The sequence below is a fragment of the Micromonospora sp. CNZ309 genome (assembly GCF_002846525.1).
This window is the reverse complement of record NZ_PJNG01000001.1, coordinates 3,968,807-3,986,486: the sequence shown is the minus strand read 5'-3', so window position 1 is coordinate 3,986,486 and position 17,680 is coordinate 3,968,807. Positions and strand designations below refer to the sequence as shown.

At 75.0% G+C, this 17,680-nt stretch carries 16 protein-coding genes; 7 read left to right on the top strand and 9 right to left on the bottom strand.

Annotation, left to right across the window (positions count from 1 at the left end):
• Window positions 1–14: 14 nt before the first annotated feature.
• Together CLT72_RS16410 and CLT72_RS16405 are read left to right on the top strand one after the other, a co-directional pair.
• On the top strand, window positions 15–308 hold the full coding sequence (locus tag CLT72_RS16410; protein ID WP_101412594.1) for a 4a-hydroxytetrahydrobiopterin dehydratase: 294 nt from the start codon (window positions 15–17) through the stop codon (window positions 306–308).
• Complete coding sequence (locus CLT72_RS16405) at window positions 305–1,456, top strand: FHA domain-containing protein (protein ID WP_101412593.1); 1,152 nt, start codon at window positions 305–307, stop codon at window positions 1,454–1,456. The genes CLT72_RS16410 and CLT72_RS16405 overlap by 4 nt, the downstream gene beginning before the upstream one ends.
• A gap of 66 nt (window positions 1,457–1,522) precedes the next feature.
• Here the strand turns inward: CLT72_RS16405 and rocD are convergent, their stop codons facing one another.
• The 3 genes from rocD to CLT72_RS16390 all read right to left on the bottom strand — a co-directional run bounded on the left by rocD (window position 1,523) and on the right by CLT72_RS16390 (window position 4,762).
• Window positions 1,523–2,737 carry an ornithine--oxo-acid transaminase gene (rocD, locus tag CLT72_RS16400; protein WP_199184582.1) on the bottom strand — a complete coding sequence of 405 codons (1,215 nt, stop codon included), beginning with the start codon at window positions 2,735–2,737 and terminating at the stop codon, window positions 1,523–1,525.
• Complete coding sequence (ddaH, locus tag CLT72_RS16395) at window positions 2,734–3,549, bottom strand: dimethylargininase (RefSeq protein WP_199184771.1); 816 nt, start codon at window positions 3,547–3,549, stop codon at window positions 2,734–2,736. Before ddaH ends, rocD begins: the two co-directional genes overlap by 4 nt.
• A 340-nt stretch (window positions 3,550–3,889) precedes the next feature.
• Window positions 3,890–4,762 carry a UbiA family prenyltransferase gene (locus tag CLT72_RS16390; RefSeq protein WP_144082263.1) on the bottom strand — a complete coding sequence of 291 codons (873 nt, stop codon included), beginning with the start codon at window positions 4,760–4,762 and terminating at the stop codon, window positions 3,890–3,892.
• A gap of 237 nt (window positions 4,763–4,999) precedes the next feature.
• Between CLT72_RS16390 and CLT72_RS16385 the strand changes: the two genes are divergently transcribed.
• Together CLT72_RS16385 and CLT72_RS16380 are read left to right on the top strand one after the other, a co-directional pair.
• Window positions 5,000–6,349 (top strand): glycosyltransferase family 4 protein, encoded by a 1,350-nt coding sequence (locus CLT72_RS16385; protein WP_350822560.1) that lies wholly within the window; start codon window positions 5,000–5,002, stop codon window positions 6,347–6,349.
• A 79-nt stretch (window positions 6,350–6,428) separates the two neighbouring features.
• Complete coding sequence (locus tag CLT72_RS16380) at window positions 6,429–7,946, top strand: glycosyltransferase family 2 protein (protein ID WP_486484380.1); 1,518 nt, start codon at window positions 6,429–6,431, stop codon at window positions 7,944–7,946.
• A 36-nt stretch (window positions 7,947–7,982) separates the two neighbouring features.
• On the opposite strand, the gene galE is transcribed toward CLT72_RS16380, so the two are convergent.
• Entirely contained in the window at window positions 7,983–9,011 is a 1,029-nt protein-coding gene (galE, locus tag CLT72_RS16375; protein WP_486484270.1) for an NAD-dependent epimerase/dehydratase family protein, read from the bottom strand.
• Window positions 9,008–10,054 (bottom strand): glycosyltransferase family 2 protein, encoded by a 1,047-nt coding sequence (locus CLT72_RS16370; RefSeq protein WP_158242033.1) that lies wholly within the window; start codon window positions 10,052–10,054, stop codon window positions 9,008–9,010. Before CLT72_RS16370 ends, galE begins: the two co-directional genes overlap by 4 nt.
• A gap of 107 nt (window positions 10,055–10,161) precedes the next feature.
• Between CLT72_RS16370 and CLT72_RS16365 the strand changes: the two genes are divergently transcribed.
• A complete protein-coding gene (locus tag CLT72_RS16365) occupies window positions 10,162–10,971 on the top strand; it encodes an Fpg/Nei family DNA glycosylase (RefSeq protein WP_101412588.1) in 810 nt (269 codons plus the stop codon).
• Window positions 10,972–11,110: 139 nt separating this feature from the next.
• Here the strand turns inward: CLT72_RS16365 and CLT72_RS16360 are convergent, their stop codons facing one another.
• The 4 genes from CLT72_RS16360 to CLT72_RS16345 all read right to left on the bottom strand — a co-directional run bounded on the left by CLT72_RS16360 (window position 11,111) and on the right by CLT72_RS16345 (window position 16,193).
• Complete coding sequence (locus CLT72_RS16360) at window positions 11,111–11,989, bottom strand: aminoglycoside phosphotransferase family protein (protein ID WP_350822565.1); 879 nt, start codon at window positions 11,987–11,989, stop codon at window positions 11,111–11,113.
• A 129-nt stretch (window positions 11,990–12,118) separates the two neighbouring features.
• Window positions 12,119–13,537, bottom strand: a complete 1,419-nt coding sequence (locus CLT72_RS16355; RefSeq protein WP_101412587.1) for a WGR domain-containing protein — start codon at window positions 13,535–13,537, stop codon at window positions 12,119–12,121.
• A 114-nt stretch (window positions 13,538–13,651) separates the two neighbouring features.
• Window positions 13,652–15,031, bottom strand: a complete 1,380-nt coding sequence (locus CLT72_RS16350; RefSeq protein ID WP_101412586.1) for an FAD-dependent oxidoreductase — start codon at window positions 15,029–15,031, stop codon at window positions 13,652–13,654.
• 13 nt (window positions 15,032–15,044) lie between these two features.
• Window positions 15,045–16,193: a carboxylate-amine ligase gene (locus CLT72_RS16345; RefSeq protein ID WP_199184581.1), complete on the bottom strand. Its 1,149-nt coding sequence runs from the start codon at window positions 16,191–16,193 to the stop codon at window positions 15,045–15,047.
• Window positions 16,194–16,358: 165 nt separating this feature from the next.
• Here CLT72_RS16345 and CLT72_RS16340 point away from each other — a divergent pair, with 165 nt between their 5' ends.
• Window positions 16,359–16,652, top strand: a complete 294-nt coding sequence (locus tag CLT72_RS16340; protein ID WP_250100485.1) for a DUF6412 domain-containing protein — start codon at window positions 16,359–16,361, stop codon at window positions 16,650–16,652.
• Window positions 16,653–16,745: 93 nt separating this feature from the next.
• Complete coding sequence (locus CLT72_RS16335) at window positions 16,746–17,495, top strand: membrane protein insertase YidC (protein WP_101412583.1); 750 nt, start codon at window positions 16,746–16,748, stop codon at window positions 17,493–17,495.
• Window positions 17,496–17,680: the final 185 nt, after the last annotated feature.

Sequence of the window (17,680 nt, the reverse complement as noted above, 5' to 3'; positions counted from 1 at the left end):
GGTAGGGTCTCCCCATGGCAGACGTGCTCACCGCCGAGGCGGTGCGAGACGAGCTGGGTGGCCTGGCGGGCTGGTCGGGAGACCCCGCGGGGATCACCCGCACCGTGGAGCTGGCCGACTTCCCGGAGGCCATCGCGGTGGTCGACCGGGTCGCGGTGGCGGCGGAGGAGATGGACCACCACCCCGACATCGACATCCGCTGGCGCACCCTGACCTTCCGCTGCGTCACGCACGCGGTCGGCGGGGTCACCCGGCGTGACCTGGAACTGGCTCGGCGGATCGACGACATCGTGGGGAGCGTCGGATGAGATTCGAGATCAGCAAGGTGCTGGACGCCATCGAGGGCCGGGTCAGCACCGACCCGTCGCTGGCGCGGGCGGTCGTCGACCTAGCGGAGGTGATCCGCTACCAGGATCTCGACGGCGGCCGGCCGGCCAGCCTGCTCCGCCTCGGCATGGTGATCGACGCCCTGGCCCGTGAGATGGAGGAGGACAGCGTCCCGGTCTACGCGGTGGTCCACCGGGCCCTGCTCTCCGACGCCGACCTCACCTCCAACGAGCGCATGGTGGTGCGCCGGTGGGCCGACGACGGGCTGGTCGAGGTGCTCGACAACCCGGGCGACCGGATGCTGGAGGTGGCGGACCTGCTCGGGCTGCCGGTGCTGACCCGGGCGCGGGCCGACGGCCTGCGCGGGCGCTACCCGTGGCTGGTCGAGCAGGCCGGCCGGGTGCTCGCCCCGGTGCCCGGCGCCGGTGGGCCGGCCTTCGTCGCCCACGTCGGCGGCGGGCACACGCCGGTCGCCGGTGACCGGTCGCCGGCCGGCGCGAAGCTGCTCTCCCGGCGGTGGCGCTGCGCCGAGCCCGGCTGCGCGCTCTTCGGCGGCGGCGGGGGCGGCGGGGCCTTCGCCGACCTGGCCCGGGTGGTGGAGCGCAGCCCCGCCGGGCAGCCGCCGCCCACGCTGCGCGGCGGCGTGCCCACCTGCCCCCGGCACGGCACCCGGCTCGGTGACGCCGGTCCGCGACCGCGCAGCGCCGTACTCGCCGTGCGGGTGGGTGGGCTGATCCGCCGCCGCTTCGTGCTCACCGAGGACGAGCCGGCGGTGGTCGGCCGCGCCCCCGACCAGGCCGGCGGGATCACGCTCGGGCAGTGGCTCAACGACGAGGCGCGGCGCTGGATCAGCCGCAGCCACGTCCGGTTCGAGCTGCGGGTCGGCGAGGTGATCGTGACCGACGTCAGCACCAACGGCTCGGGCATCCGTCCGGGCGGGTCGATGGCGGAGGCCGACCGCGTCCCGTTGGCGCCGCAGCAGTCCCGGGTGCTGGCCGAGGGCGACATGGTGGAGCTCTACCCCGGGGTGCAGATCGGCCGGCCCGACGAGCTTCCCGCCGGCGCCCCCTACACGCCGACCTCGGTCATGGCCGAGGCCCCCACGATGGCGATGCGCCTGCCCCGCTGATCCTCGGGCGAGACGACGGCGGGCGCCGGGACCGTGGTCCCGACGCCCGCCCTTGTCGTACGGGGCTCAGCCGGCCAGCACGGCGGCGAGCTGGGCGACCGCGTGGTCGATCTCCTCCTCGGTGATCACCAGCGGCGGGGCGAGCCGGATGGTGGAGCCGTGGGTGTCCTTGGCGAGCACCCCGCGCTCGGCGAGCCGCTCGCACGCCTCCCGGCCGCTCATCAGCGCCGGGTCGATGTCGAGGCCGGCCCACAGGCCCCGGCCCCGCACCGCGAGCAGGCCCCTGCCGACCAGCGACCGGAGACCGGCGTGCAGCCGGGCGCCCAGCTCGGTCGAGCGGCGCTGGAACTCGCCGGTCGCCAGCAGCCGCACGACCTCGGTCGCGACGGCGCAGGCCAGCGGGTTGCCGCCGAACGTGGAGCCGTGCTGGCCCGGCCGGAGCACGCCGAGCACGTCGCTGTCCGCGGCCACCGCGGAGACCGGCACGATGCCGCCGCCGAGCGCCTTGCCCAGCAGGTACATGTCGGGCGTGACGCCCTCGTGGTCGCAGGCGAAGGTCTGCCCGGTCCGGCCCAGGCCGGACTGGATCTCGTCGGCGATGAAGAGCACGTTGCGTTCCGTGCAGACCCGGCGTACGCCCGGCAGGTAGCCCTCCGGCGGCACGACGACGCCCTGCTCGCCCTGGATGGGCTCGAGCAGCACCGCGACGGTGTTCTCGTCGATGGCGGCGCTCAGCGCGGCCAGGTCGCCGTAGGGGACGACCGTGAAGCCCGGGGTGTACGGCCCGAAGTCGGCCCGCGCGTCCTCATCGGTGGAGAAGCTGACGATGGTGGTCGTCCGGCCGTGGAAGTTACCCTCGGCCACCACGATGTTCGCCTGCCCCGGCGCGACGCCCTTGACCTGGTAGCCCCACTTGCGGGCGACCTTGATGCCGGTCTCCACGGCCTCGGCGCCGGTGTTCATCGGCAGCACGAGGTCCTTGCCGCACAGCTCGGCCAGCTCGCGGCAGAAGTCGGCGAACTGGTCGTGGACGAACGCCCGACTGGTGAGGGTCAGCCGGTCGAGCTGGGCGTGCGCGGCGGCGATCAGTGTCGGGTGGCGGTGGCCGAAGTTCAGCGCCGAGTAGCCGGCCAGGCAGTCGAGGTAGCGGCGGCCGTCCACGTCGGTCAGCCAGGAGCCCTCGGCGGAGGAGATGACCACCGGCAGCGGGTGGTAGTTGTGCGCGGTCCACCGCTCCGCGTCGCGGATCGCCTCCGGCGTCCGCAGCATGTCGTCGATCACTGGCTCGCCTTTCCCTGACGGAGTCGCAACGTGCAGCACTTCGGTCCGCCGCCGGCCTTGCGCAGCTCGGAGAGGTCGACACCGATCGTCTCGTAGCCCCGGTCGCGCAGCTTCGCGGCCAGGCCGGTGGCCTGCGCCGGCAGCACCACGTGCCGACCGTCGCTGACCGCGTTCAACCCGAAGACCTCGGCGTCGGCCAGGGTGGCGTGCACCGCGTCGGGGAAGAGCCGGCGCAGCACGGTCCGGCTGCCGGGCGAGAACGCCTCCGGCAGGTACGCCACGGTCCGCTCGTCGAGCACGGTGAGCGCGGTGTCCAGGTGGTAGAAGCGGGGGTCGACCAGCTGCATGGTCACCACCGGGTAGCCGAAGACCTCCTGGAGCTGCGCGTGCGAGGCGTGCGCGGTGCGGAAGCCGGTGCCGGCCAGCAGGACGTCGCCGGCCAGCAGGATGTCGCCTTCGCCCTCGTTGACGTGCTTCGGGTCGTACATCTCGAAGCCGGCGGCCTCGAACCAGGCGCGGTAGGCGGGGGCCTCGTCGGCGCGCTGCGGGTCGCGGAACTGCACGGCCATCGCCTTGCCGTCGATCACGGTGCCGCCGTTCGCGGCGAAGACCATGTCGGGCAGGCCGGGCACCGGAGCGATCTCCTCGACGGTGTGGCCCAGGTCCCGGTACGTCTGCCGCAGCTGCTCCCACTGCCGTACGGCGAGGTCGGCGTCGACCGGCGCGGTCGGGTCCATCCACGGGTTGATGGCGTAGTCGACGGCGAAGTACGTCGGCCGGCACATCAGGAAGCGCTGGCTGGTGGCGTCCATCGTCATTGTCCTGCTCCCAGGGTCGGGCGCGCCCGGCCACCTTCGGCCCACGGGCTGGCGCCGTTGCTCAACGCTATGCGGCCCCGATGGTGGAATCCACCGCTGGAAGTTGCGCAGGCCGACGGATCGTTGCGTCTGGAGGGTGCTGGACGATGTTTCGTTGCGTATCGAGCACCGTCGGTGCGTCCCGTCGGGAGCCGGGCCCGGAAGACACTTCGGGGGCGGCGAACCGCCGCCCCCGAAAAGGGTTGCCCGGCTGGTGAACCACCAGGCTGGTCGGGCGTCGCCGGTGAACCACCGGCGTCTGCCGGCGCATCGCCGGCGAGCCGATCAGTGCCCGCTAGAAGCGATCCACAAACTGTGAGTCGAGCCACTCGCGGAACCGCTGCACCCAGTCGCCGTCGGTGGTCGGCCAGTCGAACTGACCGGTCATCGCCAGCACGCCGAGCACCACCGCGCCGAGACCCAGCGCGATGCCGAGCAGCGCGTCGGTCTTGCCGGCGATGTGCCGGCGGCGGGTGGCCATCAGGCCGAACACCGCGAGGACCGCGCCGACGGCGCCGAGCGCGATGCCGTATCCGGCGAGGGTGCCGGTGAGCACGAAGAGCGCCCCCGCCACGCCGACGATCAACCCCAGCGTGGCGAGCAGGCTGGCCCGGGGCTTCGGGCCGGCGACCACCGGTCGCTCCGGCTCGCGGTCGGCGACGCCGTCGCCGTCGCGGTCGACGGGCCGCTCCACGGTGCGGTCCGCGTCGAGCGGGTGCTCCCCGGTGCGGTCCCGGTCCGTCCGGGCGGCCAGCGCCGTCGCGCTGCGGTCCAGGTCGGTCGTCCGGCCGTCGAGGGTCCGTTCGAGGGTCGGGCCGGAGTCGGTGGTCCGGGGGGCGCGCCGGGGGCCGTCGTCGGCGGGTCGGGCCGTGGCGGCCCGGGCGACCGCCGCCCGCTCGGCCGCCCGCCGCTCGGCGTCGCCGTCGCCGTCGCGCCCGTCGGCGTCCGGCGCCGTGCTGCTGCGGTAGGTCGTCTGCTCGCTGTCCCGATCCGTCACCACCGGGCTGGCGACCCGGCCGGGGTCGTCGGTCCGGTCCCGGCCGGTGGCATCCGCCCGGTCCCGCGCGCTCCCGTCGACCCGCGCGCCCTCCTCGCTCCGGTCCCGGCCGCCGATGTCGTCATCCGTCGGCGTCGGCTCGGTCCGACGCGACAGGGAAGGAATCTTCACCACAACACACCTCCTGAGGCAGACGCGGCCGGACGGAAGTGGTGCGGTCCGCCGCGCGGTAACACGCCCTGCGGTACCCGCCCGCTCTGATCGGTACACCCGTCGACGGCACGGCCGGGGCTTGCTTGCCGCCGGGTGAACATCGGCCGTCGACTTGCCGTACGGCCCGGAGAAGGGGTCCGACCGGCCATAGGCTCTCCGCGGCCGGCCGGCCACGTCGGCCGCGGAAGGGTGACGATGGAGATTCGAGCCGGAGCCAGGGGCCGGGTGGTCATGCTGGTCGACAACGCGGTCCAGGGCGACTCCCGGGTGCAGAAGTCGGCCCGGTCGGCCGCCGAAGCCGGCTGGGACGTCACCCTGCTGGGCCGCTCGCCCGACGGCGAGCCGCACCGGTGGCACATCGGCGACGCCCTGGTCCGGCTGCTGCCGATGGGCCGTCCCGGCGCGCCGGCGCCCCGCACGCCGCGCCGGAACGCGGCGGCGCTGCTCGGGCGCCTCGGCCTGCGGACACCCGTCGAGCGGGCGTACACCCGGCTGTGCCTGCGGCTGTACGGCGACCGCGCCTGGCGCCGGTTGCAGCCGGCACTGTGGAGCTACGAGCACGCCTACGGCCCGGTGCTCGACGAGCTGGCGCCCGACCTGATCCACGCCAACGACTTCCGGATGCTCGGCGTGGGCGCGCGGGGGCTGCTGCGGGCCAGGGCGGCCGGCCGCCGGGCCGCCCTGGTGTGGGACGCCCACGAGTTCCTGCCCGGCATCAAGCCCTGGAGCGACAACGTGCGGTGGCTGCCCGCCCAGTTGGCGCACGAACGGGAGTACGCCCGCCACGCCGACGCGGTGGTGACCGTCTCGCCGGAGCTGGCCCGCCTGCTGCAACGCGAGCACGACCTGCCCGAACTGCCCGCTGTGGTGCTCAACGCGCCCGACCGTCGCGAGACCGACCAGCCGGTACGGGCCACGCGGACCCTCCGCTCGGGGTTCGGCCTCGGGGCGGGCGACCCGCTGCTGGTCTACAGCGGCGCCGCGGCGCCGCAGCGCGGCCTGGACGTCCTGGTCGAGGCGCTGCCGCTGCTGCCCGGCGTGCACGTCGCGCTGGTGGTCAACCACCCCGACGGCGAGTACGTCCGGTCGCTGACGGCCCGGGCGGCCGACCTCGGCGTCGGTGGGCGCCTGCACGTGCGGGGGTACGTGCCGCACGACGAGGTGGTGCCCCTGCTCGCGGGCGCCGACCTCGGGGTGATCCCGATCCAGCACTGGCCCAACCACGAGATCGCGCTGATCACCAAGTTCTTCGAGTACTCGCACGCGCGGCTGCCCATCGTGGTCAGCGACGTGCGCACCATGGCGGGCACCGTCCGGGCCACCGGGCAGGGCGAGGTGTTCCGGGCCGGGGACGCCGGGGACCTCGCCCGCGCCGTCCGTGCCGTCCTCGCCGACCCCGGCCGGTACCGGGCCGCGTACGACGACCCGGCCCTGCTGGCCGGGTGGACGTGGGAGCGGCAGGCCGGGGAACTCGACCGGGTCTACGCCCGGCTGGTGCCGGCGGCCGTCGCCGGCGGGACGGATGCGTACGGCCGTGTCGGCTGACCCGGTGGCCGTCGACCCGGGGGACCGGGACGGCTCCCCGCCGCCCGACGTGACGGTGATCCTGCCCGTGTACGACACGATGCCGTACCTCACCGGATGCCTTGATTCGCTGCTCGGGCAGAGCATCGGTCCGGACCGGATGCGGATCGTGGCGGTGGACGACGGATCGACCGACGGCAGCGGCCGGCAGCTCGACCGCTACGCCCGCCGGTATCCGGGCACCGTGACCGTCGTGCACCAGCCCAACTCCGGCGGCCCGGCGGCGCCCTGCAACCGGGCCCTCGACCTGGCAACCGGGCGGTACGTCTTCTTCGTCGGCGCGGACGACCGCCTCGGCCCCGAGGCGCTGGAGCGGCTGGTGGCCGCCGCCGACCGGTACGGCTCCGACGTCGTCCTCGGCCGGGTGGTGGGGGTGAACAGCCGCCACGTCCACCAGGAGGTCTTCGCCCGCACGGCGGTGGACGTCGGGCTGGCCGACTCGGCCCTGCCGCTGTCGCTGGCCAACACCAAGCTGTTCCGGCGGGAACTCGTCGAGCGGCACCGGCTGCGGTACCCGGAGGACATGCCGATCGGCAGCGACCAGCCGTTCACCCTGGAGGCGTGCCACCGGGCGGCCCGGGTGACGGTCCTCGCCGACTACGACTACTACCACGCGGTGCGGCGGCTGGACGCCCGCAACATCACCTACCTGAGCCGGGCACAGGAGCGGCTCGACTGCGCGCGGCGGCTCGTGGAGTTCGCCGTCGGCCTGATCCCGCCGGGCGACGAGCGGGACGCGGTGCTGCGGCGCTACTTCCGTTTCGAGGTGGCGGCCCTGCTCGACGACGACTTCCTGCGGCTGGACGCGCCGACCCGACGGCTGCTGCACGCCGGCGTACGGGAGCTGGCCGGGCGGCACCTCACCGCCGCCGTACGGGACCGGCTGCCGGTGGAGACCCGGCTGCGGATCGGGGTCGCCGAGCACGGCACGCCCGACGACCTGGTCGACGTGATCCGGCAGGACGCGGAGCGCGGCGTGCCGCCGACGGTCGTCGAGGGCACCCGGCGGTACGCGGCGTACCCGGGCTTCCGGGCGCCGCACGGCCGGCTGCCCGACGACGTCTTCGACGTCACCGACGCCGTGGACTGGCTGGCCCGCTTCGAGGTCACCGGCATCGGCTGGGACCGCGACGCCGACGCCGGAGCGGCTCTCGTCCTGGACCTGCGTACGCCCCTGCCCGACCTCGGCCGGCTCTGCCCGGGGCCGCCGCGACTCACCGCCGGCGAGCTGGCCGGCGACGTACGTCCCGCCACGGCCACCGGCGGCACCGCGCTGCGGGCCCGGATCAGCGTGACCGAGGTGCTGGGCGCCAGCGCGGTCACCGGGCAGCGCCGTGCCGTACACCTGACGCTGCCCGCGCCCGACGGCCGGCCCGGGAGCGCGCCGCTGCGCGCGCCCCGCCGGCTCCGGTTCCCCCGGCCGGTGGTCCGGCGGCGGGGACGACGCTGGTACGCGGTGTCGCCGGTGACCGACGGCAGCGGCCGGTTGATGATCTCCGTGGTGCCACTGACCCCCCGGCGGGTACTCGCCCGGCTGACCGCCCGCCGTCCCTCCTGACGCCCCGCCGCGCGCCGGTCCCCGGGTCGGTCGGGGCTACCGCAGGGCGAGCGGGGCCACGGCCAGGTGCCGGCGGTCGTCGAGCGCCCGCCACTCCAGCGCGTGCCGGATGCCGTCCTCGACGCCGAAGCGCGGCGACCAACCCAGCAGGTCCTGGTAGCGGCGGCTGCGGTTGTAGACCCCCGGCACGTCTCCGGGCCGGCGGGGGGCCTCCCGGTACGGCAGGGGCCGCCCGGTCACCGCGGCGAACGCGGCCAGCAGTTCCCGCACCGTGGTGCCGACCCCGGTACCGATGTTGAGCGCGGTGTACCCGTGCGGGCCGGCGGACGCCACCTCGTCGAAGCGGGCCAGCGCCGCCACGTGGGCCTGGGCGAGATCCCACACGTGGACGTAGTCCCGGACGGCGCTGCCGTCGCGGGTGGGCCAGTCCGTGCCGGTGACGCGGAACTCCGTGCCGGTGCTGGCCGCCTCGATCATGCGACCCAGGGCGTGCGTCGGGTGGCGCAGTTGCAGCCCGGTGCGCAGCAGGGGATCGGCGCCGATCGGGTTGAAGTAGCGCAGCGCCACCGCCCGCAGCTCACCGGCCCGCGCGCAGTCGGCGAGCACCGCCTCCACCATCGCCTTCGTGCGGGCGTACGGGCTGATCGGGTCGACGGGGGAGGACTCGTCGACCGCGAAGTCGGCACCCGGCCGGTAGACGGCGGCGGTGGAGCTGAACAGCACCCGACGGCACCCGTTGCGGACCAGGTGGCGGACCAGCTCGACGGACTTCGCGAGGTTCTCCCGGTAGTAGCGCAGCGGGTCGCGGGTCGACTCGGGCACCACGATCACCCCGGCGCAGTGCACGGTGGCCCGGATCTCGGGATGCTCGGCGAAGATCCGGTCGACCAGGTCCCCGTCGGCGACGTCGCCCCGGTAGAAGGGGCGGCCGGCCGCGAAGGAGGCCCGGCCGGTCGACAGGTCGTCGAGGATCACCGGCGTGATGCCCCGGTCCAGCAGCGCGGAACCGACGGTGCTGCCGATGAAACCGGCGCCACCGGTGATCAGGTACTTCACGTTCCTCACCGCTTCGTCCCGGCCCGCGTGCGCAGCCGGCCCGCCGCGCGGTGCGCGGCCCGCAGGACCGCCCAGACGAGGTAGGCGTCGTGGCGCACCATCCGGTGCTTGAGCCCGGCGATCCCGCCCGGCCGGGGGTAGCCGGCGGGAGGCAGCCACCGCCGGTAGTCCGCCGCCATCCGGCGGAAGAACGCGCGGCGGGTCTCCGGCGGCAGCCGGAAGTCGTTGCCGACGATGACCAGGTAGTGGTCGAGCATGACGCGGAACAGGTCGGGCCCGAAGCGGTCCGGGGTGTCGCCGCCGGTGGTGGCCAGCCAGCCGAACACCGAGGCGTACTGGTCGAAGACCTCGAAGTGCCGCGTGCTCAGGGTGGCGGTGATCCGGTCCCGGGGGCGCTGCCGGTAGTGGTAGCAGTCCCGCGCCAGCACGTCGATGCTGCCGGCGGCGATCAGCAGGGGATGGCTGTAGGCGCAGTCCTCGTACCAGCCGGGCCGGAAGGAGAGCCCCGACTCGGCCAGGAACGCGCGGCGGACGAGCTTGGTGCACGCGGACTGGGCGAGCATGAGCAGTTCGGGCCGGTCGGCGAGCCGCAGCGGCAGGTGCCGCCCCCCGAGGGCCACCCCGGACGGCCGGGCCACCACCCGGCCGTCCGGGAACACCTCGGCGTGGTCGACGATCAGCACGTCCGGGCGGGTGTCCGCGAGCCGCTCCCGCACCGCCGCGACCGCGCCGGGCGGCAGCCAGTCGTCGCCGTCGACGAACCAGAGGTAGTCGCCGGTGGCCCGGGCCGCGCCGGCGTTGCGGGCGCCGCCCAGGCCGGCGTTTTCAGCCAGGCGGACCACCCGCACCCGGGGGTCGCGCGCGGCGTACCGGTCGAGCAGCCGCCCGCTGCCGTCCGGCGAGGCGTCGTCGACCGCGACGACCTCCACGTCCTCGGCGCCCGGCTGGGTGAGGATCGAGTCGAGGCAGGTCGCGAGGTACGCCTCGACGCCGTGCACCGGAACGACGACGGACAACGTCGGGCGGTCGGCTGGGGTCTCGGCACCGTCCACGGCTGGGACTATGCCGAGGCGGCCCGACCGTCCCGCCACGCGCAGGTGAACTCGGCCTGACATTCTGCGAGCCGGCCCGGTCCCCGCGCTGGCTATCCTTGGCACCCGTGCCAGAGGGACACACCATCCACCGCCTGGCGGCGCGGCACGCCGAGCTGTTCGGCGGGGACAAGCTGCACGCCGCCAGCCCGCAGGGCCGCTTCGCCGAGGGCGCGGCCCGCCTCTCCGGCACGGTCCTGGAGACCACCGAGGCGTACGGCAAGCACCTGCTGCACCACCACGCGGGCGAGCTGACCCTGCACGTGCACCTCGGGCTCTACGGCAGGTTCGCCGACGGCGCCGGGGAGCCGCCGGAGCCGGTCGGCCAGGTGCGGCTGCGGCTGACCAGCGACCGGCACTGGCTGGACCTGCGCGGCCCCACCGCCTGCGAGCTGCTCACCCCGCCCGAGGTGGCGGCGCTGCGCGGCCGGCTCGGTCCCGACCCGCTGCGCGCCGACGCCGACCCCGACCGGGCGTACGCCCGGATCTCCCGCAGCCCGACGCCGCTCGCGGCGTTGCTGCTGGACCAGTCGGTGGTGGCCGGCACCGGGCTGATCTTCGTCACCGAGGCGCTGTTCCGGGCCGGTCTGCCGCCGACGCTGCCCGGCCGGCGGCTGACCCGCGCCGGCTGGGACGCGCTCTGGGCCGACCTGGTGGCACTGATGCGGCTCGCCGTCGGTCGGGGCCGGATCGACACCGTCCGTGACGCGCACCTGCCCGAGGCGATGGGCCGCCCCGCCCGCGTCGACCGGCACGGCGGCGAGGTGTACGTCTACCGCCGCCCCGGCGAGCCCTGCCACGTCTGCGGCACGCCGGTGAGCCGGGGCGGGCTGGCCGGCCGCAACCTCTACTGGTGCCCCACCTGCCAACCGTCCTGACCGCTCCGCCCGCTGTTGCACGCTTCGCGGCGCCTCTGTCGAGCTGCCCCGTCCGTGCGGGCAGCTCGACAGGCGCGTATGGCCGTGGCCGGGGTCCGACCGAGGACGGCAGGGACCGGCATCCCCGGGCTCGTTAGGTTCAGGCCCCGTCGAGCAGCCAGCGGACCACCTCGACCTGGTTGGGGAAGACCTCCCCCTCGCCGATGCTCCAGGCCAGCGTCTGCCCGATCGTCCAGCCCCACACCCGCTCCCGGTCCAGCCCCAGCTCCGCGCTGAGCCGGTCCAGCCGGTGCCGGACGGCGTCCGGCGAGTGCCCCAGCTCCGCGCCCCGCACCAGCGGCACCACCCCGAACTCGCGCTCGCCGGTCAGCGGCTTCGGGTCGATGACCAGCCACGGCTCCCGGGTCGCCCGCAGCACGTTGCCGGCGTGCAGGTCCTGGTTGACGAGCACCTGCTCGCCCTGGCTGTCGGCCAGGTCGGCCAACAGCCCGAGCGCCGTGTCGATCAGCCGCCGCTCGTAGGGCCGGCCGGCCCGCTCCCAGTTGGCCGGCAACCGTTCCGCCCAGCCGGCTGCCTCCTCGGCGAGTGGGGTGAACGGCGCGCCGGCCGGGCGCCAGACCCGGGGCAGCAACTCCACCGCCGCGTCCAGCGCCGCGTCGGCGGGCAACTCGTGCAGCGGCGTGCCGGGTACGCACCGCTCGACCAGCAACGCCCGCCGCTCCGGGTCGTGCGCGAGCAGCCGGATCGCCCCCACGCCGGCCAGGTGGTCGAGCGCCGTCGCCTCGTGGACGCTGTCGGGGTCCGGGTACTGGAGCTTCAGCACCGCCAGCGTGCCGTCGGGCAGTTCGGCCGGCAGGGCCAGCGACACGAAGGCGTACGGGTAGGGGCGTCCCACCCGCAGTTGCCAGCGTTCGACGCACGCGGCCAGGCGCTCCGGCAGCGCCGCCAGCCACTCCCGCCCGGCCGGCGTGCCCCGCACCCAGCCCAGCCCGTCGGGGATTTCCAGCTCCAAAGCCATCCGGGCATCCTCGGCCATTCCGACCGGCCCCGTACAACCGATTTCGATCCGCCCCCCCGCCGCGCGGTGCGCCGGGAACGCCGCTGACCGGTCCGGGGGCGGTCCCGCACCGCCCCCGGACCGGAGCTGTCAGCGCAGCCGGCGGATGTCGCCGTGGGCGCGGTAGAAGCCGCCCCGGCCCGACTCGCGGACCTGGGTGACCAGGTAGCGCGCGCCGGGCTCGCGGATGCCCTTGGGGAACTGCACGGACCAGTCCCGGTGGTAGCCGGGGGAGACCACGTGCACGCGCAGCCGGCCCCGGTCCTCGACGCACTGCACGATGACGCCGCCGTCGGCGTCGCTGGTCACCTCGACCGTCGTCCAGGCCGCCGGCTCGGGCATCCGGGGCGGGGCCTTGACGTCGACCACCTCCGGCACGCTGCCGGCCTCCGCCGCCCGGATCGCCGGCTCGCTGGCGTCGATGCAGGCCAGATAGCCGCCGGTGGTGACCACGTAGAGCCGGTCCTCGTGGTACTGCATCGAGTAGGCCGAGCCGCAGCCCGTGCCGAGCTTCCACAGCCGGTTGCCCGCCGCGTCGAAGCAGTAGATCGAGGACTGGCTGTCGCCGGCGAAGACGTACCGGCCGCCCTCGGCCGTGGCGCAGGAGAAGACCGGGGCGTCGCAGCGGTAGCGGCGCTCGGCACGGCCGTCCTTCGCGAGGCGCACCACCTCCCGGGTGCCGGTGCCCGCGAACACCGCGCCGGGCTCCTGCCAGCCGAAGAGCACCGAGCCGGTCGGGGTGTGCCACAGCTCCCGGCCCGTACGCCAGTCGTAGCCGGTCACGCCCTGCGAGTGGCCGTGGTAGAGCGCGTCGGCGTCGCAGCGCACCATCCACGCCGACCGGCCACGGCCCTGCCGGCGCCAGAGGAACTCGTCCTCGTGGTCGACGGCCACGACGCCGCCGCCCGCGTCGGAGACGCCCAGCACCCCGTCGTGGATGTCCAGCCAGTAGATGTCGATCTCCGGCGCGATCTCGTAGGCCACCCGGGGCACCTTGCCGGACAGGTCGTAGACGTTGCCGTCGTCGCAGCCCGCGTAGATCCAGGCGTCGTCGGCGACGATGCACTTCACCCCGTCGGGAAGGCGGACCTGGTTCAGCACCCGGGCGTCGTGGCCGAGCGTGGTGATGACGCCCCGCTCGTTGCCGACCATGCAGCTCTGCCCGTCGACGAAGATGCCGAAGGCGGGGGCGCCGGAGTCGTAGCGCCACAGCACCGGGGCGGTGCGGGCCGTGGAGCGGGTGCTGACGATCTGCCGCCGCGAGACGGCGCGCTTCTGCCGTACCCCCGGCACGGCCGGGGCGTAGCCCTTGCGGACCTTCTCGCCGATCTTCTTCGCCGCCGCCGCGCGGGCCTTGGCGTTGTCGGCGTAGGCGGTGGTCTTGACCTGGCCCTGGTCACCGATCCGGCCGTAGCGGACGGTCAGCGCGGCGTCGTCGACGACGACCTCGTAGAACTTGTGCGCACCGTCCACTTCGGACAGTTCGAGGTAGGTCGTCTCCTGCGACATGGGGTGCCTCCGAGGGGTCAGCGACCGGCCCGACGTGGCCGGCGCGGCGAGCGCGGGCACACGCTAACCGCCACCCCCGACAAAGCCTTGCGCGGGTTCCGGGACGCTCCCGCCTCAGCGGCCGACGGCGGCCAGGGCGTCGACGGCCTTGCGGGCGGCGATCAGCACCGGATCCCAGACCGGGGCGTACGGCGGGGCGTAGCCGAGGTCGAGCGCGGTCATGTCGTCCACCGTCATGCCGTTCCACAGCGCCACCGCGAGGGTGTCGATCCGCTTGGCCGCCTCGGACCAGCCGACGATCTGCGCCCCGAGCAGCCGCCCGCTGGGCTTCTCCGCGATCAGCTTCACCGTCATGGACCGGGCGCCCGGGTAGTAGCCGGCGCGGTTGGTCGACTCGGCGATCACCGAGACGAACTCGAACCCCGCCGCCGCGGCGTCCTTCTCGCGCAGCCCGGTGCGCCCGACCTCCAGCTCGCAGACCTTGGTGACGGCCGTGCCGATCACCCCCGCGAAGGTGGCGTACCCGCCGCCGATGTTGATGCCGGCGACCCGGCCCTGCTTGTTGGCGTGGGTGCCCAGCGGCACGTGCACCGGCAGCCCGGTGACCCGGTGCACGGTCTCCACACAGTCGCCGGCGGCCCAGACGTCGGGCACCCCCTGCACACGCATGCGGCGGTCCACCCGGATCCCACCGGTGTCGCCCAACGGCAGGCCGGCGGCCTCCGCGAGCGCGGTGTTGGGGCGTACGCCCAGACCCAGGACGACCACGTCGGCGGGGATGGGCCCCTCGGCGGTGACCACCGCGGACACCCGGCCCCCGGTCTCCTCCAGGCCGGTCACCCCGAGGCCGGTACGGATGGTGACGCCGATGCCCCGCATCGCGTCGGTGACCAGTTCGGCCATGTCCGGGTCCACGGTGGCCATCGGCTGTTCGGCCTGCTCGACCAGGGTGACGGCCAGCCCGCGCTGGATCAGCGCCTCGGCCATCTCCACGCCGATGTAGCCGCCGCCGATCACCACCGCCCGGCGCGGCCGGGGCTCGGCGTCCAGCCAGGCGCGCAGCGCCGCGCCGTCGTCGAGGGTCTGCATCCCGAAGACCCCGCCGGCGTCGGTGTGGGCCCAGCCGGGCTTCTTCGGCAGCGCCCCGGTGGCGTACATCAGGGTGTCGAAGCGTTCCCGGACCTCGCCGCCGCCTTCGAGGTCCCGCGCGACGACCTCGCGCCGGTCGAGGTCGATGGCGGTCACCTCGTGCCGGAGCCGGACGTCGATGTCGAACTTCTCCCGGAACGTCTCCGGATCGCGGGCGATCAACTGGTCCCGATCGGGCACCAGCCCGCTGATCCAGTACGGGATGCCGCACGCCGAGTACGACGTGAAGTGCCCCCGCTCGAAGGCGACGATCTCCAGGTCGTCGCGGTCGCGGCGGCGCCGCGCCTGGGACGCCGCCGCCATTCCCGCGGCGTCCCCACCGATGACGATCAGCCGTTGCGCCACGGGCACCATCCTGTCACGAGCGGTCCGCGCCGCGGGTCTGCCGCGCGACGTCGGAGACCACGTCCACGAGCTTGCCGGTACGCGCGAAGACCGCCCGCTGCCGGGCCGCCCCGGTGCCGTGCCGGCGCAGCCCCGCGACGAGGTCGGTCACCTCGTCGAGGTCGCCGTGGCGCTCCAGCGCCGGGCGCAGCCGCTCGACGAACTGGTCGAACAGCTCCCAGGCCGGCCGCAGCTCGCCGTCGGTCAGGTCGACGCCGTCGCCCTCCAGCCCGTCGTGCGCCGCCCGCCAGTGCGCGGCGACCAGCAGGTGGTGGTCGGTGCGCAGGGCGGGCCGCCCGGCGGCCATGTCGTCCAGCGCGGTCGCCACCATGGCCCGGACGAGGGCGGCGACGAGCACCGCGTCGTCCACGGACGGGCAGACGTCGCCGATCCGGATCTCCACCGTCGGGTACTTGGCCGACAGGCGGGCGTACCAGTAGAGCATCCCCTCGTCGAGCATCATCCCGCTGGCGATGAGCTGCCCGATCAGCCGCTCGTAGTGCTCGTGCGACTCCAGGTACGGGGTGGGCGCCACCGACGGCCAGCGCTCCCACTCCACCGACCGCCAGCTCGCGTACCCGCTGTCCTCGCCCCGGGCGAAGGGGGAGTTGGTGGTCACCGCGTGCAGCACCGGCAGCCAGGGCCGGACGTGGTTGAGCACCCGCACCCCGGTGTCCGGGTCGGGCACCCCGACGTGCACGTGCATCCCGTTGTTGCCCGGGCCGGGGACCAGCAGGCGGAACCGCTCGATCATCCGGTCGAAGCGGGGCTTGTCGACCACCGGCGGCACGGGACCGTCGACCGGCCCGGTGCCGATGGCGAGCAAGCGCACGCCCGCGCGCTCGGCCGCGTCGGCGAGCGCGGCCCGCAGCACGCCGAGGGAGTGCCGGATCGAGGAGAGCTCCAGGCCGGGCGGGCTGCCGATCTCGATCTGGCTGGTCTGGAACTCCCGCTCCACCTGCCCGCGCAGCTCCGGCGGCACCTGCTCCATGACGAGGTCGACGGCGGGCACCGCCGCCCCGGTGTGCGGGTCGACGAGCAGGAACTCCTCCTCGACACCCACCGTGAGCAGGTCGGTCCCCTCGGCCGTACCGCTCGGAGCCTCCGCCACCTGGCCGGTCATCGTCACCACCGTCCGTTCACCCCGGTAGCGGCCCGTCCGCGCCGGTCGGTCAGTGGTTACCCACCGTGTGGAGGCGGGGAAACGCGGCCCGGCGTGTCGCCCGAAGATCGCCGGCACCAGCCGAACGGCCGGGGCGGCGTGACAACGGGTCCTAGGCTGATCGTCGTGCCGGGGCCGCTGGGGATCGTGGTGGGGATGTGGGCGTACGCCCTCGTCCACCTGACGCTGCTCGCCGACCGCCCGGCCGGGCTGCTCGCGGGAGCCGCGTTCGTCGCGGTGGCGCTGCTCGCCGTCGCGTTCGCGGCGCACGTGGCCGGCGTCGCCGACGCGCCCCGGGCCGGCCGGGCCGCCGCCCTGCGCGCCCGGGCCCGCCATCGCCGGGTGCCCCGACAGGTCGACCCGGACGCGGCCGGGCGTCCCCGGCCCCGCGCGCCCGGACCGCACCCCTCGGCCGCGTAGCACCGCCGCGCGGCCGATTCCGCCGTTCACCCGCCCATCCCGGCGACTCCCACCGCCGGGCCGGCATTCCGGAATCGGACCGAGGGGTCACCCATGCTCGCCTTCGCACCTCTGCACGACGCCGTCGGCGCCGCCGGCCGCGCGCTCACCTGGTTCACCACCCTGCTCGAACCGCTGGCCGGCGACGCGGCCACGGCCGCCGCCATCGTCGTCCTCACCGTCGTGGTCCGGTTGCTGATCTCGCCGTTGACCCTCGCGCAGGTGCGCGGGGAGCGGTGCCGCGCGGCGCTCGCCCCCGAGGTCCACGCGCTCCAGCGGCGGTACGCGGACGACCCCGCCCGGTTGCAGGGCGAGTTGTTCGCGCTCTACCGGGCCAACGGCGCCAGCCCGGTCTCCGGCTGCCTGCCGCTGCTGCTCCAGGCCCCGGTCCTGCTGGTGATGTACCGGCTCTTCACCACCGCCGAGGGTGGCACGGGGCTGCTGGACGAGCTGCTGGCCGGCGTGCCGCTGGGCCACCACCTGGGCGACGGGCTGGACGGCGGGACGCTGCCGCTGTTCGGCGCCCTGCTGGCGGCCCTGCTCGCGCTCGCCTGGTGGACGTCGCGGCGGATGCGGCGTGCGGCGGCGACGACGGGAACGGTGGTCGGTACGCCGACCGAGGAGCCCGGCGCGGCCGTGCTCGGCCGGGTGCTGCCGCTGCTGCCGTACACGACCGTGCTGGTGGCGCTGGTGCTGCCGCTCGCCGCGGTGATCTACCTGGTGACCACCACCGCCTGGTCGGCGGCGGAGCAGGCGGTGCTGCGCCGCCCGCGGCCCGAGCCCGCTCGCATCGATGGGCGTTGACATCTGTGGAGTCGGCACGTTGCCTCGCGCCCACCACCCCGCCGCCGGCGACTCCACCGCCCGGCGGGACGCGGGACGCGTACGCGAGGATCCAGGCGGAGTCGTTCAACGCGTGGCACGGCTGGACGGCCCGACCAGCCCGCCGACTTCGTCAACGTCAACTGGTTCACCTTCCGCCGCTGATC